Genomic DNA, 356 nt, shown 5'->3' with positions numbered 1-356 from the left:
TTCCCCTGAGAAGCAGACGATCCAGACGCGCATGAACAATGCAGTCACCGCGACTCAAACGCAAACCCTGGATAGTCTTGGGCAAGTGCGAACTGCGTATTCGGTGTCGGGGAACCACTCCGCGATGATCGGGAATCAGGTCGACGTGATAGGCCGGTTTACGCAGATCAGTGACACCTACATGGGCTTTTATACCAATTATCAATACTACCAGCAAAGACTGGATAAAGTGCAGACCAATGGAAGCTCTACCCTTAGCAGCGATCCGTCCGTAAACGCGCAGTACAGCTACTATGCGAATGATTTGGTCGACAGCATTGTGTATCCAACACTGAGCGATGGAACTAAAATCGTCA

General features: G+C 50.3%; 1 protein-coding gene. It reads left to right on the top strand.

Annotation, left to right across the window (positions count from 1 at the left end; translation table 11 throughout):
* On the top strand, positions 1–356 hold a 356-nt coding region (locus ACQ76X_RS36365), incomplete at both ends, for a hypothetical protein (protein WP_438498723.1).

Source organism: Paenibacillus sp. IHBB 3054, from assembly GCF_051594305.1.
Taxonomy (GTDB): Bacteria; Bacillota; Bacilli; order Paenibacillales; family Paenibacillaceae; genus Paenibacillus_AQ.
The sequence above is the reverse complement of the archived record's forward strand: the minus strand, read 5'-3'. Positions and strand labels throughout refer to the sequence as shown.